The sequence below is a fragment of the Geomobilimonas luticola genome (assembly GCF_018476905.1).
GTDB lineage: Bacteria > Desulfobacterota > Desulfuromonadia > Geobacterales > Geobacteraceae > Geomobilimonas > Geomobilimonas luticola.
The window spans coordinates 147,076-162,176 of sequence record NZ_JAHCVK010000003.1; the positions used below are offsets into that span (position 1 = coordinate 147,076).

The 15,101-nt window shown below is 59.8% G+C and carries 17 protein-coding genes, 1 tRNA gene, 1 other RNA gene and 1 pseudogene; all 20 read right to left on the bottom strand.

Annotated elements, in window-relative coordinates; all coding sequences use genetic code 11:
• Positions 1-64: 64 nt before the first annotated feature.
• Positions 65-415, bottom strand: a complete 351-nt coding sequence (locus KI810_RS09655) for a hypothetical protein (RefSeq protein WP_214175326.1) — start codon at positions 413-415, stop codon at positions 65-67.
• Complete coding sequence (locus KI810_RS09660; RefSeq protein WP_214175327.1) at positions 415-978, bottom strand: hypothetical protein; 564 nt, start codon at positions 976-978, stop codon at positions 415-417. Before KI810_RS09660 ends, KI810_RS09655 begins: the two co-directional genes overlap by 1 nt.
• A gap of 59 nt (positions 979-1,037) precedes the next feature.
• Positions 1,038-1,401, bottom strand: an RNA gene (gene rnpB / locus KI810_RS09665) — RNase P RNA component class A.
• 148 nt (positions 1,402-1,549) lie between these two features.
• Entirely contained in the window at positions 1,550-2,269 is a 720-nt protein-coding gene (locus tag KI810_RS09670; RefSeq protein ID WP_214175328.1) for a zinc ribbon domain-containing protein, read from the bottom strand.
• A gap of 58 nt (positions 2,270-2,327) precedes the next feature.
• Positions 2,328-3,446: a Nif3-like dinuclear metal center hexameric protein gene (locus tag KI810_RS09675; protein WP_214175329.1), complete on the bottom strand. Its 1,119-nt coding sequence runs from the start codon at positions 3,444-3,446 to the stop codon at positions 2,328-2,330.
• A gap of 119 nt (positions 3,447-3,565) precedes the next feature.
• Positions 3,566-3,642 (bottom strand) — tRNA-Ile (locus tag KI810_RS09680).
• Between the two features lie 65 nt (positions 3,643-3,707).
• Positions 3,708-4,880, bottom strand: a complete 1,173-nt coding sequence (locus tag KI810_RS09685) for a THUMP domain-containing class I SAM-dependent RNA methyltransferase (RefSeq protein WP_214175330.1) — start codon at positions 4,878-4,880, stop codon at positions 3,708-3,710.
• Positions 4,877-5,707 (bottom strand): SIR2 family NAD-dependent protein deacylase, encoded by an 831-nt coding sequence (locus KI810_RS09690; protein ID WP_343213487.1) that lies wholly within the window; start codon positions 5,705-5,707, stop codon positions 4,877-4,879. Before KI810_RS09690 ends, KI810_RS09685 begins: the two co-directional genes overlap by 4 nt.
• 12 nt (positions 5,708-5,719) lie before the next feature.
• Positions 5,720-6,201, bottom strand: a pseudogene (gene ybaK, locus KI810_RS09695) (Cys-tRNA(Pro) deacylase).
• A 15-nt stretch (positions 6,202-6,216) separates the two neighbouring features.
• A complete protein-coding gene (locus KI810_RS09700) occupies positions 6,217-6,504 on the bottom strand; it encodes a hypothetical protein (RefSeq protein WP_214175331.1) in 288 nt (95 codons plus the stop codon).
• A 106-nt stretch (positions 6,505-6,610) separates the two neighbouring features.
• Positions 6,611-8,374, bottom strand: coding sequence for an RNA polymerase sigma factor RpoD (gene rpoD / locus KI810_RS09705; protein WP_214175332.1), 1,764 nt, complete (start codon positions 8,372-8,374; stop codon positions 6,611-6,613).
• 28 nt (positions 8,375-8,402) lie between these two features.
• Positions 8,403-10,160, bottom strand: coding sequence for a DNA primase (dnaG, locus tag KI810_RS09710; RefSeq protein ID WP_214175333.1), 1,758 nt, complete (start codon positions 10,158-10,160; stop codon positions 8,403-8,405).
• Positions 10,161-10,245: 85 nt separating this feature from the next.
• On the bottom strand, positions 10,246-10,752 hold the full coding sequence (locus KI810_RS09715) for a CvpA family protein (protein WP_214175334.1): 507 nt from the start codon (positions 10,750-10,752) through the stop codon (positions 10,246-10,248).
• Between the two features lie 99 nt (positions 10,753-10,851).
• Positions 10,852-11,301, bottom strand: coding sequence for a GatB/YqeY domain-containing protein (locus KI810_RS09720; RefSeq protein ID WP_214175335.1), 450 nt, complete (start codon positions 11,299-11,301; stop codon positions 10,852-10,854).
• Between the two features lie 11 nt (positions 11,302-11,312).
• A complete protein-coding gene (gene rpsU, locus KI810_RS09725) occupies positions 11,313-11,510 on the bottom strand; it encodes a 30S ribosomal protein S21 (protein WP_214175336.1) in 198 nt (65 codons plus the stop codon).
• Between the two features lie 160 nt (positions 11,511-11,670).
• Positions 11,671-12,006: a phosphoribosyl-ATP diphosphatase gene (locus KI810_RS09730; RefSeq protein WP_214175337.1), complete on the bottom strand. Its 336-nt coding sequence runs from the start codon at positions 12,004-12,006 to the stop codon at positions 11,671-11,673.
• A 56-nt stretch (positions 12,007-12,062) separates the two neighbouring features.
• The gene (hisF, locus tag KI810_RS09735) at positions 12,063-12,824 is read right to left on the bottom strand and encodes an imidazole glycerol phosphate synthase subunit HisF (protein ID WP_214175338.1); all 762 of its coding nucleotides are present in this window, start codon (positions 12,822-12,824) and stop codon (positions 12,063-12,065) included.
• Between the two features lie 91 nt (positions 12,825-12,915).
• Positions 12,916-13,647: a 1-(5-phosphoribosyl)-5-[(5-phosphoribosylamino)methylideneamino]imidazole-4-carboxamide isomerase gene (hisA, locus tag KI810_RS09740; protein WP_214175339.1), complete on the bottom strand. Its 732-nt coding sequence runs from the start codon at positions 13,645-13,647 to the stop codon at positions 12,916-12,918.
• Between the two features lie 24 nt (positions 13,648-13,671).
• Positions 13,672-14,298 carry an imidazole glycerol phosphate synthase subunit HisH gene (gene hisH / locus KI810_RS09745; protein WP_214175340.1) on the bottom strand — a complete coding sequence of 209 codons (627 nt, stop codon included), beginning with the start codon at positions 14,296-14,298 and terminating at the stop codon, positions 13,672-13,674.
• 93 nt (positions 14,299-14,391) lie between these two features.
• Positions 14,392-14,979, bottom strand: coding sequence for an imidazoleglycerol-phosphate dehydratase HisB (gene hisB / locus KI810_RS09750; protein ID WP_214175341.1), 588 nt, complete (start codon positions 14,977-14,979; stop codon positions 14,392-14,394).
• Positions 14,980-15,101 lie beyond the last annotated feature (122 nt).

Genomic DNA, 15,101 nt, shown 5'->3' on the forward strand with positions numbered 1-15,101 from the left:
GGGGCGCAATGCAATCATCCAGCACCGGGTCACATGAATTGTCGCATCAACAACACAAACTGCCTCAATCTTTCTTCTTCCGCTCCACCAGTGACACCACCTTGGCACCGCCATCCTTTTTCGGCGCCCTGTCCACAACAGCAGGGCCCGGAGGAGCCGGCGACGCATCCTTTCCCGGCGCCACAGGCACCACCACTTTTTCGAGGCGGACCGGCGTCCCCCCCATGGTGTAAGGAGCTCCGTTCACCTGGCTTTCGTCCAGTATCCAGGTAAAAACCTGCAACGGCATGGTGAGCACCAGCAGACGAACCTGCCACCATCCAGGCTTCACGTCCGGAACGATATCCTCGATGCGGGCGTAGAAGCCCGGCTTGTTGTCGATATGAACCAGGACCAGATCGTTGACAGTCGCCATCAGTTCTCCTTTGTTCCGCTGCTTCCCATGCCGAGAAGCGTGGCCCCCTGCCGTACCAGATCCCGCTCGCAGGTGATGAGCAGCCCGGCCATGAACCGCTTGCCGAACAGTTTCTCGAATTCGCCGTACACCGCGCGGAGCCGGTGTTCGGCCTTGTAGAACCGGTCCTTCTCCGCCGGAGCCATGAGACCTTCCACCCGGTCACAGTTGAAGATGATACAGGTAAAGGGGCGGTAAGAAGGGGCCATCTGGCAGCCATTCTCCCCCAGATAGGGACAGAGGTCATGGTCAAAGCGGGGAGAGACCAGTTCTCTCCCTTCCACCTGGTAGACCAGGAGGTCGATGACGGTGACGTGGTTCTTCCCCCGGGCGCAGCACTCTCCACCGCAGTCGGCGCAGATGCCGCAGGCGTTGACGGTGGCCACGCAGTCGTGGATCGCCTGTTTGGCCTCCCTGACCTGCGCCGCCAAGTCCACGACCCGCTCCCGCAGCGTGGGAGACAGCGCCCCATATTCCCTCGCCAGCGCAGCAATTCCGGTACGCCAGAGTTCCTCGTCGATCACATACGCTCCAAATAGCGCGGGGCGCCCGGAAGCGCCCCGTCGTTACCGCAGAATCAATTGGCCGAAGCAGCCCATAAGCCGGGTTCTGTTCCCGGTGCCGGTTACCCGGCACCGGGCGATGACCATTCCTCTAGGGCCGCCGTTGCCGACGGCCTCAAGCAGCCAACCCGGAAGCACGGACGGGCCGCCCTTGACGCTTCCCTATTAGGCCTTGCTCCTGGTGGGGTTTACCTGGCATCCGACGTCACCGCCGGACCCGGTGAGCTCTTACCTCACCCTTTCACCCTTACCCGTCGAAACGGGCGGACTTCTCTCTGTGGCACTTTCCCTGGGGTCACCCCCGCTGGACGTTATCCAGCACCATGCCCTTTGGAGCCCGGACTTTCCTCTCCCTGTACAGGCAGCGGCCATCTGGTCTACTTCGGCCAAACCATTTGGCTTCGTCAAAAGTCCATCTGCGGCGTTGCACAAATCCTTCGTCACTGCGACGTACCTATCGGTACGCCTCATTCCTCAGGCTTCGCGCGCCTTGCATCTGGAGCTTTTTACTGTGCCAAAGTCAGACGTGAAACTACCCGTTGGCGATTTCCGGAGACAACACCAGCATACGCTGGCAGTGGGGACAGGTAATGAGCTCGTCGCCACGGAACAGCGTGTTATAAAGCTGGGGAGGAAGGTTCATGTTGCAGCCGAGGCAGGAGCCGTCTTTTGCCTCCACTACCGCCACCCCCCGCCGCTGCTCGCGCAGCATGGTGTAGCGGCGGATGACCGTTGCAGGAAGTCCCTTCACGATCTCCTCACGGGTGGCCACATCCTTCACTATCCCCGACTCCAGCCCGGCAATCCGCTCCTCAACCTCACCCTTCTGGGCAGCAATGTTCTGCTCGAGCGCCTGGAGGTTCTCCTGCTGGGCTGAAATTTCCTTTTGCAGCTCCTCGGCCTGGGCACCCTTCTGCAGAATCTGCTCTTCCAGTTCGGTCGTGAGCTTTTTGGCAGTGCTGATCTCCTTGGATACGGCCTGATACTCCTTCTGGGTCTTGATCTCCTTCAGCCGTGCCTCGGAACGGGTGATGTTCTCGGTTTCCGTTGCAAGGTTCTCATCCAGCGCGACCCGCTCTGCCTCCAGTGCGGCGAGCTCCTCGTTCCTGGCGGCAATCGCTCCCTGCGCCCCGGAGACCTTCTCCTCCAGTGCAGCTATCTCGGCCAGCATCGCCTGTTTTTCCCCCTGCAGACCGTCAAGCTTCAGATCGATCCTCTGCAGTTCACCAAGCTGTTGTAAATTCTTTCGCAAAATCCGTCTCCCCTTTCCCTTGTTATAATATGAACGTACCAAAAAGGGAGAGGTCCTTTCAGACAAAGCTGAACGGTTCCCTCTCCCCTTCGTAAGCCGTTAACGTGGCTGCAAACCCTTTTTTCTCCAGTTCCGTCTCCAGCAACTCCCTTACCCCCCCAACCATGAGACGCTCGGTGGCAAAATGGCCGGCATCCAGAAGGGCTATACCCAGGTCTTCCGCCTCCCTCGCCTCATGATACTTCACATCACCGGTAACGAGGAGATCAGCCCCACGAAAATGGGCCTCCCGCAGCAGAAACGCGCCACTGCCGCCACAGACCGCAACTTTCTTCACCGCACGATCAGCTGCCCCGACCATCCGGATGCCGTCCGCCGCCAGTCGCTCCTTGACGGTCAGAGCAAACTCCCGAAGCGAAAGGGGCGACGGGAGCTCGCCAATCCGCCCGAGGCCCCGGGATTCACCCTTGTTGAGGAGCGGATAAAGGTCGTATGCGGGTTCTTCATAAGGATGCGCTTTCATGAGCGCATTGAGGGCAGCCGCCAGGTCCCCCCTGCGCAAAAGCACCTCCAGCCTGACCTCTTCCACCCGTTCCCTCCTCCCTATCTCGCCGATGAATGGCCTGGCCCCTTCCAGTGGGCGGAAAGTACCGGTTCCCGGCGCCTGGAACGAGCAGTCCCGGTAATTGCCGATGACACCGCTGAACCGGGACAGGGCATCCAGCACCCTTTCCTCGTGCCCCTGGGGAACGAAAACCGCAAGCTTCACCAGCTCTTCCACACCGGTAACCTTGAGCGGCTGGCAGTTGCCAAGTCCCAGGCGCTGTGCCAGCAGGTCGTTGACCCCACCGGCGGCAATGTCCAGGTTGGTGTGGAGGGAAACCACCGCCAGGTCGTTCTTGATCGTGTGGGAAATGAGGCTACCGAGGGGATCGTTGAGGGCGATGCGCTTGAGGGGTTTGAAGATGAAGGGGTGATGGGTGAGAAGCAGCTGGCACTGCTGCCGGATCGCGGCGTCTATCGCCTCCCGGCACGGATCGAGGGATACCATGATCCGCTCCGCCGGGGCAGCGGGGTCACCCACCTGGAGGCCGACATTGTCCCACTCTTCCGCAGTCGCAAAAGGGGCAATTTTATTAATGATTCCAACAACATCCGAAACTTTTGGAATATTCATCGCGATCCAAAGAAAAAGAGTGCAACCTTACGGTGTGCACTCTCTTTTCTTTCCCTTGCGGGTATTTTTTCTTCTGCGTAGGCGCTTTATGGGCATCCCCACATCATCCTGAATTTAGGTGGTGGGCCCACCAGGACTCGAACCTGGGACCGACCGGTTATGAGCCGGTAGCTCTAGCCAACTGAGCTATAGGCCCGCAAAGCGAAAGTTAACAATATGGCATTGGGTCGTGCGTGTCAAGTTTTTTTTAAGCCATTCCCATCAGTACAGATCATACTTGAGGAGGCGGCATTCCAGGGGGCCGTTGAACAGAACGATCCGCCGTGTGGCCTTGAGTCCCACGCACTTGGCAAGTTCCGAGCTCCCGGTGAAAACATAGGCGGTGTACCCTTTGCAGCGCTGTTTCATGACGTCGCCGAGCTGCCGGTAAAGTGGTTTGAGCGCTTCCTCCTCCCCCAGACGCTGCCCGTAGGGAGGATTGACGATGAGGATGCCCGGTCCCGGCGGCGGGGTGAAGTCCGCCAGTTCCCGCTGAGCCAGCTGGATCAGGCAGTCAACCCCGGCCCGCTCGCAGTTCTCCCGGGCTGTGGCTACGGCACGGGCCGACATGTCGGACCCGATGATCGGTGCCGGCAGCGTGGCAAGGGCCTCTTCCCGGGCCTCATCCAGCAGCCGCTGCCAGAGAGTCCGGTCAAAGGCCGGCCAGCGCTGGAAACCGAACTGCCGCAGAAGACCCGGCGCCCGCCGGCCCGCCTTGAGTGCTGCCTCGATGGGAATGGTGCCGGAGCCACACATGGGGTCCACGAGGGGAACCGTGCCGTCCCACCCGGTCAGCTCCAGCAGGGCTGCCGCCAGGGTTTCACGGAGTGGTGCTTCGGTCCGCGCCAGGCGGTAACCGCGCCGGTCGAGCGGCGAACCCGACGTGTCGAGGCTCAGGGTACAGCGGTTCTTCACCAGGTGGACATTGACCCGCAGGTCCGGATCCTTCGTGTCCACGCTGGGACGGCGACCGAAATGGTCGCGAAGCCGGTCGACGATGGCATCCTTGGTCTTGAGGGCCACGAAGCCGGAGTGGGTCATGGCCGAATCCCGCAGGTTGCAGTCCACCGCCAGGGTAAGTTCCGGCGTCAGCCACCGCTCCCAGACGATGGTCCGCACCCCGTCGTAGAGCTCCTGCGGGTTCTGACAGGCAAACTCGACCAAAGGGAGCAGAACGCGATTGGCGGTCCGGAGCCAGAGATTGGCCCGGTAGCAGGCGGCCATATCCCCCTGGAAACGAACGCCTCCGGTTTCCTGGCTGACGTTTCCCATGCCGAGCATCACCAGCTCGCGCGCCAGCACCTCCTCCACCCCCTTGCCGGTGGTGGCAAAAAACTGCAGCTCTTCCGCCGGTGGCATTTCCACCCTCTCCCTGCGCCGGATGATGACCGTCATGACGTCAGCACCGATTCGATACCCTGCAGCCCTTCAAGGGCGCCGCAGGAAAGGGAGATGAACGGGGGCGAAATCTGGGCCTCCCGGGGATTGATCCGGATGACCTCCCCCCCGTACTGGGAACCAAGCCGCTCGCTGAGGCTGCGGATGGTGGGGATGGCAGTGCCTGCCCCCAGTTCGACGACCGCCAGCGGTACCTCCCGGTTGTCGGTGATGAACTCGTCGAAGTGCCGCTCCTGCTGCCGGGTCCGTTCGGAAAGCCAGCTCCAGTCACCGAACATAAGGATATTGGGGCGGGCGACGCCACCGCAGTGAATGCAGGCGGGGATCCGGCCGGCACGCATGGTAGAGAAATCCACGGAAATGCTCTCCTTGTTGTCCCAGATCGCCTCGGAACAGGGGCGACAGCACTGGAGATGATGAATGGAGCCGTGTACCTCCAGTACCCGGTCCTCGGCAAACCCCGCCTTCTGGAACTGGCCGTCCACATTGGAGGTGACGACGAAGTAGTCGAGGCCGAACCGGTCGACCCACCCCCGCAGGATATGGAAGCCGGCATGGGGGGCGGTTTCCCGGTAGAGATTGGTACGGTGGCCGTAAAAGCCCCAGCCGAAAGCCGGATCGCGCTCGAAATGCTCCGGGTTCGCCGCATCCACAAAGCTCAGTCCCAGCCGTTCGTACATGGGGTAGGCGTTCCAGAATCCCCGGTCGCCGCGGAAATCGGGGAGCCCCGAATCCACACCCATGCCGGCCCCCGCGGTTATGACCAGGGCACGGGCTTTCCTGATCGCGGCTGCGGCCGTTTCGAACCTCTCATCCCTTGTCACCGGAATCCTCCTCTAAATAGCAACCCGTACCAGGACAGGCTTCAAGAGCCTTACGAGCTCCCGGGGGTCTATACCGACCAGATACCCACGCTTGCCTCCGTTCAGGTATATTGCGGAAAGATCGAGGATCGTCTCCTCTAGATACACGGGCATTGAGCGCCGGGTCCCGAAGGGGGAGGCCCCCCCACCAGGTAACCGGTATGCTTCTGGGCAGTTTCCGGCGTGCAGGGGGTAACGCTCCTGGCACCCATCTGCCGGGCCAGTTCACGGGTGGAAACCTGACGGTCGCCATGCATCAGCACAACGAACGGCTGCCGGGTATCGTCTTCCATGATGAGGGTCTTGATCACGCAATGCTCGTTAACCCCCAGTTCCCGGGCAGAAACGGCAGTCCCTCCCTTTTCCTCATAGGTGTAGAGGTGATCGGTGAAGGTAATCCCGGAGGCACGCAGAACGCGGATTGCCGGCGTAACAGGTGATTTATCCTTCGCCATTCCGCCTATCCTCCCTCAATGGGACGAAGGCCCGAACATGAGCCTGTCGTACAGGAATTCGTACTCTTTTAGCATGGCATTCAGCCGCTGGAGTTCCTTCTCCGTGTAGACGTTCGTCCCCTTGGCAATTTCCGCCTTGAGCCTCCGGATCCTTTCCTGGAAAGTATCCTGCCGCGGCCCGCAGTTTTCCTGGGAAAGGAGACAGAGATCCTTCTCCCTGGAGGTATCCTTTGTTTCCCCCTTGGCCGCAAGGGGAAGGGACAACGCAAGCGCCGCCAGCACCAGTGCGAAAGATGTTCTCATGGGTATCCTCCTTGGGACGTCAAGAACGTGGTGCACAGTTCGCACGGACAAGAAGAAAAAGGCCGCACCGGTTGCCCGGGGCGGCCTTGTACTATTCCATGCGGAGTTATTCCACGAAACTCTTGAGCTTTTTGCTCCTGCTCGGATGCCGGAGCTTGCGGAGCGCCTTCGCCTCGATCTGGCGAATCCTCTCGCGGGTGACCTCGAAATCCTGTCCAACCTCTTCCAGAGTATGATCGCTCTTTTCGCCGATGCCGAAACGCATCCGCAGGACCTTCTCTTCGCGGGGGGTGAGGGTGGCAAGCACCCGGGAGGTCTGCTCGGAGAGGTTGGCCTTGATGACCGCCTCCAGGGGCGACACCACCCCCTTGTCCTCGATGAAGTCGCCGAGGTGGGAATCCTCTTCCTCGCCGATGGGAGTCTCCAGGGAGATCGGTTCCTTGGCGATCTTCAGAACCTTGCGTACCTTGTCCAGCGGCAGGCTCATACGTTCGGCGATCTCCTCCGGCGAAGGCTCCCGGCCGATCTCCTGGACCAGCTGCCGGCTGGTGCGGATCAGCTTGTTGATGGTCTCGATCATGTGGACCGGAATCCGGATGGTGCGGGCCTGGTCGGCAATGGCGCGGGTAATGGCCTGGCGGATCCACCAGGTGGCATAGGTAGAGAATTTGTAGCCGCGCTGGTACTCGAACTTGTCCACCGCCTTCATCAGGCCGATGTTCCCCTCCTGGATCAGGTCGAGGAACTGGAGCCCCCTGTTGGTGTATTTCTTGGCGATGGAGACCACGAGCCGCAGGTTCGCCTCCACCAGTTCGGACTTGGCCAGCTTTGCCTTTTCCTCACCCCGCTCGATCGCCTTGAGCGCCGTGGAAAGATCCGTCGCCCGGAAACCGGACTCCTGTTCCACCTTCTTCAGCTTCTTCTCGGCAGCATGCAAACGCTTCTCCAGCTTGTTGGCCTCATCCAGGGATACGCCGCCGAGCTTTTTGAGGGCACGCTTTTCCTCGGTGGCGTTCTTGTGCAGTTTCTCGAAAACCGTCACCAACTCGGCGTGGGGAAGCTGAAGCTCCTGTTCGAGTTCGGCGATTTCCGCCAGAACCTTGTCAACCTTGCAGGACAACTCCTTGAGCCGCTGGGCAATCTTCTCTATATGGCGGTCCTTCAGGCGGAGAGATTTAAGCAATTCGGCAAGTTTCGCCTTCATCTCCTGCTGTTCGGCCGTCTGCCGGTCCCGCTCCTTGGCAGTCAGGGAGCCGCTTTCGAGGGAGTTCTGGAACTGGTCCACCTGGGCATCAAGCTCGGCAATCTCGTCGATTACCGCAAGCAGGCGGATTTTCTGATGATCCTCTTCATCCTCCTCCAACTCCTCCTCTTCGACTTCCTTGCTGATCTCAGCGGCACTGATCTGGAACTTTTTCAGTTTATCACCGAGGGAGATCACCTCCTTGACGGTGATCGGGGTATTGAGGATGACGCTCGCCATGTCCCGCTCCCCGTCCTCGATCCGCTTGGCGATCTCCACTTCCCCTTCGCGGGTAAGGAGCGACACCGATCCCATCTCCCGCAGATACATGCGGACCGGGTCGCTGGTCCGGCCGAGGGCACCCGGCTCGAACTCCATGTCCTCCTGCTCCCCTTCCATCTCCTCTTCTTCCTCAAGGTCGAGCTTGACCTTGGGAATCTTGACCTTCTGGGCGGAATCGACGATTTCTATGTCCATTTCGCCAAACATGCTCATGACGTCGTCGATCTGCTCGGACGAGACAATATCGGGAGGGAGCAGATCGTTCACCTCATCGTAGGTGAGAAACCCCTTCTCCTTGCCCAGGTCGATCAGCTGTTTGACTTCATCCATATTTTTTTTGGCCATTCACTTCACCCCTGAAAAATCCGTATATCTATAATAATTGCGATTTTCTATTTCGCAAGCTTTCCATCTGCTCCAGCAACTCGCGGTAACGCGTTGAATCGGGATCAAGCTGTGACAGCTCCCGGGCGAGGGATTTGAGTCCCCGCAGGGAGTCCCGCTCCCGTGCCTGCAGACACTGGTCGAATGCCTTATGGGGATCGATATCATCGAGATGGGCATCGGCGACAAAAAGGGCCGCCAACCTGTTCCGTTCCTCAGGCGACCCGATCTGCTCCAGTATCCGCCCCCAGTCAACCATATTGCCCGTTTCCTGCTGGGCAAGGATGGTCTCGGCAATCGGCAAATGCTCCGGGGAAAAAAGTCCCGCCGGCCCGTATTCGCGCACCCGTCCGGCAACCTCCGGGAATTTTCCCATCAGCGCCAGGAGCATCTCCTCGCTTCCGAGGCTGCCCCGCTGTTGCCCCCGAACCGGCACCATGTCGGCTGCGGTGACCGGTCCCTTCCCAAGCTTGCGCAGGAGCGCCCGCTCTTCGACCCCCAGCACCCGGGCAATTTCCCGTACGTAGAGATCGCGCTCCACCGGGTTGGAAATCTTCGCCAGAAAGGGGGTCAACTGGTCGATTACCGCCACCTTGCCGGCCACGGAACCGGTATCGCTACGTTGCACCAGATCGCGGAAAAAATAGTCGAAGATCGGCCGCGCCCCCTTGAGTCGACCGGCAAAGGCATCCGCTCCTTCTTTTCTCAGGTAGCTGTCCGGATCTTCGCCTGCCGTCAGCTCGATCACGCTGGCGGGGACGTTCTCGCCGAGAAAGAGTTCCATTGCCCGGAAGGTCGCCTTCTTGCCGGCGCTGTCCGAATCGAAAAGCGTATAGAACCGCCCGGCATAACGCTGTAACAGCTTGAGGTGCCCCGGCGTCAGTGCCGTCCCGCAGGTGGCGACCACGTTCTTCACCCCCGACTGGAAGAGGGCGAGATGGTCGAAATATCCCTCGACGATGATCGCCGCCCCCTCGCCACGCATAGCCTGGCGGGCCAGGTCAACACCGAACAGCACCTCGCTCTTGTGGTAAATGGGCGATTCCGGCGAATTGATATACTTCGGCAGGGAATCATCCAGCACACGGCCGCCGAACCCTATGGGGCGTCCCTGGGGATCGGCTATGGTGAAGATGAGGCGATTGCGAAAGATGTCGTAATAGCCTCCACCCTCACGTTGCCGGACAATGCCGAGCTTTTCCGCCAGGGGGAGAGGCACCCGCTGCTGTTGCAGGAAATGGGCCAGCCCGTCCCACCTGTCGGGAGCGAAACCGAGCCGGTATGCCTCGGAAGTGGCTGCATCGACGCCGCGCCGTTCCAGATAGCGCCGTCCCGCCTCGCCAGCGCCATCCTCGAGCAACACACGACGATAGAAGCGCGCCGCCAACTCGTTGACCCGGTAGAACTGTTCCCGTTCGTCCTGCCGTCTCTGCTCCGTCGCCGTCAGGGGGCGATCCTCGATCACCACGCCTACCCGCTTGGCCACGAATTTGACCGCTTCGGGGAAGGCGAGCCCCTCGATCTTCATAATGAACGTGAAGACATTTCCGCCGACACCGCACCCGAAACAGTGAAAAATTTCCCGGGCCGGGTTGACGTTGAATGACGGGGTTTTTTCGCCATGGAACGGGCAAATACCTTGATAATTGGCGCCCGATTTCCGCAGATTCACGTAGTCCGAGATCACGTCGAGGATGGCGGCCCGTTCGCGTACCTCCCTCACCTTATCGTCTGGGATCATCGACATTGTGAATCTTATCTCCCTGCACCGTACCGCCTGCCAACAAGCAGGCCGTCAGAACGTAAACGCAACAGCAGTCCGCACCTACACACTATTTGGCCCCGCCAGGGGGAGCGACCTTTCTCGCACTGTCCCAGCCGGCTACTATCTCACGCCCCGACGCAATGAACGGCTGGGCGGTGCGGGAATGCTGAAGATACCCCTTGACACGGTCCGGCACCGGCTTGCTCGTCGCCAGGTAGAGCAGCATGCAGAGGAGAAAGGCCCCTTCCAGCAGGCCTAACAGCACCCCGCCAACCCGGTTTATCCCCCCAAGCAGCATGATCTTGAAAACAACCGTGAGGAGGTGGCCAAGCAGGTAGAAGAGCAGCCCCAGGACCAGGAAGATGAGGAGAAAGGAGAGCGCCAGCGCAATGTGCTGGGGGACACGGATAAACGACCGCAAGGATTCGGCAAGGTACGGATAGTAGTTAAAGGCGGCCCAGCCACCGAGCACCAGGCCAAGGAGGGAACAGACTTCGCGCACCAGGCCTTTCATGAACCCTTTTATCACAAACACCAGTAATACAATCCAGATAAGGATGTCGATGAGGTTCATTTCCTGCACCCGATTGCAACCGTAAAGTAAAAGTAGGGGCATTCCCGTGAAATGCCCCTACTTCGCACTGCAAAAATAACCGTCAAACGAGATACAAGGCTATACCTGGGCCAGTTTCTCCCGGACAACTTCGCTGACCATCTTCCCGTCAGCCCTTCCGGCAACCTGGGATTGCAGGGCTTTCATCACCTGCCCCATATCCTTCGGCCCCTGTGCACCGCTCGCGGCGATGGCCTTGACGACCAGCTCACCGACTTCTTCGCGGTCGAGCTGCCGGGGGAGGAACGCCAGGAGGACCTGCAACTCCTGCTCCTCCTTGGCCACCAGATCGGCCCTGCCTGCCTCGCCAAACATCCGGATAGATTCCCGGCGTTGCTTGACCAGCGAGGCGATAACCTCGCTGATCCCCTGGTCGTCCAATTCCCGCTTCTGGTCGATTTCACGGTTTTTCACCGCAGAGCGGACCAGGCGGATGACCGAGAGCCTGAGTTCGTCCCTGGCCTTCATGGCCAGCTTCATCTCCTCGGTCAATTGATCCTTGAGCGACATGCCAACCTCGATTAATCCATCATTTTACGCTGCTTCTTGAGCGCACGTTTCCGCGCGGCGATCGCCTTCTTCTTCCGCTTGATACTCGGCTTCTCGAAATGCTCACGCTTGCGGACTTCGGAAAGGATTCCCGCTTTTTCGCACTGCTTCTTGAATTTCTTCAGTGCAAGCTCAAAAGATTCAGTTTCTTTTACCTTTACTCCCGGCATTCATATTCCCCTCCCCCCTCTAGCAAATTTACACGTGTATCAAAAGGTCAGGCCGGTATGTAATTTTTTGGAATACGCATAGTACCATCGCCACCCGTAAAGTCAAGAAAAATTTGCCCTTTTTTCAGGCAACCATCATCCGGAGACTCCCCATGAGCAGCTATTTCAATGGAACGCGGGATGCCTTTTCCGCAATGCCGGAGATGCCGAAGCGCCGGCGCAACTCGGCATAGATTTCGTCGGGAGAGATATCATAATGAGCGAGGAGCACCAGGGTGTGGAAGAACAGATCGGCAGTCTCGTAGACGATTTCGTCCCTGGCACCCCCCTTGCCGGCGATGACCAGTTCGGTCGCCTCTTCTCCCAGCTTCTTGAGAATCGTATCGATCCCCTTGGCCATGAGTGACGCGGTGTACGAATTCTCCGCAGGGACGGCCTTCCGCTCCTGGACAACCTGGTATACGGCCTGCAGGATGTCGTCGTGTGACTCGTTCATGGTAAGTTCCTGTCGTTTGTCGTTGACCACCGGAAAGCAAAAAAACACGCAGGGTTCTACAGCCTGACCGGCACGCCCCTTTCCTTGAGATATTCCTTCGCCTCCCGGATGGTGTACTCACGGTAGTGAAAGATGGAGGCCGCCAGGCAAGCGCTCGCCCCCCCTTGGGTAAAGCCGTCGTAAAGATGATCCAGGTTGCCGACACCCCCGGAGGCGATGACCGGAATGCTGACCGCATCCGCCACCGCGCGGGTCAGGGGAAGGTCGTAGCCGTCCTTGGTCCCGTCCCGGTCCATGCTCGTAAGGAGTATTTCGCCGGAACCGTATTCTTCCATGCGCCTGGCCCATTCCACGGCATCGATTCCAGTGGCATTGCGACCCCCGTGGGTATAGACCTCCCAGCGCTCCTCTCCCGGTACCCGGCGCGCATCGATAGCCACCACCGTACACTGGGAGCCGAACCGCTCAGCCGCCTCCCTCACGAAGTCCGGCCGATGTATCGCCGCCGTGTTGATGGAGACCTTGTCCGCCCCGGCATTGAGAAGGTTACGGATGTCATCCACCGACCGCACCCCGCCACCCACGGTGAGGGGCATGAAGACGCGCTCGGCGGTGCGGCGCACCACGTCGATGATGATGTTCCGGGCATCGGAGGAGGCGGTGATATCGAGGAAGGTCAGTTCGTCCGCCCCCTGCCGGTCGTACATCTCGGCGATCTCCACCGGGTCGCCGGCGTCCCGGAGTTCCAGAAACTGGACCCCCTTGACGACCCGGCCACCTTTTACGTCAAGACAGGGGATAATGCGCTTGGTCAGCATGTGAATTCTCCGAATTCACAGGTAGAGGTAGAGGTAAAGATAGAGAAAAAGCTCCAGTTCCGTGGCCTTATCTTTACCTTCACCTCTACCTTTACCTGCCTTTCTTGGTCAGCGCCACCGCTTCGGCCAGCCTGATGGCGCCGGTGTAGATGGCCTTGCCGGTGATCACTCCCGTCACGCCGGACGGTTCAATGGCCATGAGGTTCTCGATATCCTTGAGGGAGGAAACACCGCCGGACGCGATAACCGGAATGGTGATCGCCTCGGCCAGGGCGCGGGTAGCTTCCAGGTTCGGCCCCTGCATCATCCCGTCCCGGCTGATGTCGGTATAGATGATGGCGGCCACGCCGTACCCCTCGAAACGTTTCGCCAGGTCCACTGCCGTGACACCGGTCACTTCGGCCCACCCCTGCACCGCGACCATCCCGTTCTTTGCATCGATGCCGACCACAATCCGACCGGGGAAAAGCCTGCACGCCTCCTCCACGAGGAGAGGATTGCGCTGGGCGGCCGTGCCGAGGATCACCCGGGAGAGACCGAGGTCGAGGTACGCCCCGATGGTCTCGATGTCACGTATCCCGCCGCCGAGTTGGGTCGGGATGGAAACCGCCGAGATGATCGAAGCGATGGCGGCCCTGTTTTTCGGCACGCCGGCAAATGCCCCGTCCAGGTCGACGATATGGAGCAGTTCTCCCCCCTGCCGCTCCCACTCCAAGGCCTGCTCGGCCGGATTGTCGCAGAAGACGGTGTCCTTCTCCATGAGTCCCTGCTCCAGGCGGACGCACTTTCCTTCCTTCAAGTCAATGGCCGGAATAACTATCATCAATAAAACCTTTCAAAGCTACTATCAGTTTTTCATTTCTCCAAAATTTTTCAGCATGCGCAGCCCTATTTCCTGGGACTTCTCCGGATGGAACTGGGTGGCGACGATGTTGTCTTTCCAGATGGAGGCGCAGAACTCGATTCCGTACGCGGAGGTTGCCGCCACCACCGAGTCGTCGTCCGGCTTTTCGTAGTAGGAGTGGACGAAGTAGACATTGGTCCCCTCCTCTATGCCGGTAAAGATGGGGGACCGGCGACGGATGGCGAGCTGGTTCCACCCCATATGGGGGACCTTTAACTCCTCGCCGTTCTCCTCCATCCCTTCCGGGAAACGGAGCACATGCCCGGGGATGACGTTCAGCCCCTGGTAGAGACCGAACTCAACGCTGTCGGTCATGAGAAGCTGCATGCCGACACAGATACCCAGGAAGGGCCGCCCTTCCTGGATCACCTTGAGAATCGGCTCCACGAACCCCCCCTGCTCCAGGTTCCGCATGCAGTCGCGAAACGCCCCGACGCCAGGGAGGACAATCTTCTCCGCTTCCAGCACCACCTTGGGGTCGGCGGTAACGATTGCCTCGAAGCCGACCTTCTCGAACCCCTTTTGCACGGAACGGAGATTCCCCATGCCGTAGTCAACGATTGCAATCATCTCAAGACCTCGGGGCCCGGGGACCGGGGACCGGGAACGGGCAAAGCGCATGAGCTTTTGCTGGTCCCTGATCCCCGGTTCCTAGTCCCGCCGTTATAATTTCCCTTTGGTCGACATGACCCCGGCGATCCGCGGGTCCACCTGGGTCGCCTGGTCCAATGCCCTTGCCAGGGCCTTGAAGCAGGCCTCCAGGATGTGGTGGACGTTGTCGCCGTACATGACGTTGATGTGGATATTGGCTGCCAGGTGGTTGGTGAATGCCTGGAAGAATTCCTTCGCCAGTTCCACGTCGAACTCGCCGATCTTCACCTTGGGGAGCCGCACGTTGTAGACCAGATAGGGACGCCCCGACAGGTCGACAGCCACGCTCGCCAGGGTCTCGTCCATGGGGACCGTGGCCTGGCCGTAGCGGCGGATTCCCGCCTTGTCGCCGAGGGCCTCTTTCAGCGCCTCGCCGAGGACGATGCCGATGTCCTCCACCGTGTGGTGGAAGTCGATGTCGATATCCCCCTTCGCCTCCACGGTCAGGTCGAACAGGCCGTGGCGGGCGAACAGGTTGAGCATGTGGTCGAGAAACGGTACCGACGTGCAGACCTTCGCCTCCCCCGTCCCGTCAAGGTCGAGGGTAAGCTTTATCTGGGTCTCCCTGGTGATGCGCTCGATGATGGCTTTGCGGGACATGGACACCTCCTCACTATTAAAATTGCTATCTTGCAACAGCACTACATTCAGAACCGTGGATTTTTTCTCAGGTCAAGGCAGTCAAGGGATGACGCGGAGGCGTACAGTTTGTACGCCGCACA